The 753-nt window shown below is 58.3% G+C and carries 1 protein-coding gene; it reads left to right on the forward strand.

Annotated elements, in window-relative coordinates; all coding sequences use genetic code 11:
* Window positions 1–753, forward strand: a 753-nt coding sequence (locus tag NW820_RS13080; protein WP_414407734.1) for an alpha/beta hydrolase, incomplete at both ends; no start/stop codon positions are given.

The following is a 753-nucleotide window of genomic DNA, read 5'->3' on the forward strand; positions in this document are numbered from 1 at the left end:
GTCGGGCTGGTGGTGTACGGCTACCTGCTCTGGCTGGGCTGGTTTCAATCGGAGCGAATGATCTTTTTGCCTCGTCCCGCCAGCTATCGAGATGGGGACGCCATTCTCAAGCTCACGACCTCTGATGGGCTGCAGATTTCAGCGGTATATCTGCCCAATCCGGCTGCTGCTTATACCCTCCTCTATAGCCATGGCAACGCTGAAGACTTGGGGGATATCCTGCCCCGCTTGGTGCACCTGCAGCAGGCTGGGTTTGCCGTCTTGGCCTACGACTACCGCGGTTACGGCACCAGCGAAGGGATCCCTTCCGAGGCCGGCGCTTACAAAGATATCGAGGCCGCTTACACTTACCTAGTTGCCCAAGGGATCCCGCCGGAGCGGATCTTGGTCTATGGAAGATCAGTAGGGGGCGGGCCCTCGGTTTACCTGGCAGCGCAAAAACCAGTGGGCGGCCTGATCCTGGAATCTACTTTCGTGACTGCCTTCCGCGTCTTGACGCGCATCCCGCTGCTACCTTTCGATCGCTTCGACAACCTCAGCCGCATGGCCAAGATCAATTGCCCGCTGCTAATTTTGCACGGTACCCAGGATCGTCTAATCCCCTTCTGGCATGCTGAAGCCCTTTACCAAGCAGCACGGGATCCCAAACGCTTGGTGCCCATCGAGGGAGCCGATCACAACAACTTGCTGCAGGTGGCCAGAGAGCGCTATGTCACCATCCTGCACCAATTCGTAGCCGAGCTGGTGGATCCC

The sequence above is a fragment of the Synechococcus sp. R55.7 genome (genome assembly GCF_047461955.1).
Lineage (GTDB): Bacteria > Cyanobacteriota > Cyanobacteriia > Thermostichales > Thermostichaceae > Thermostichus.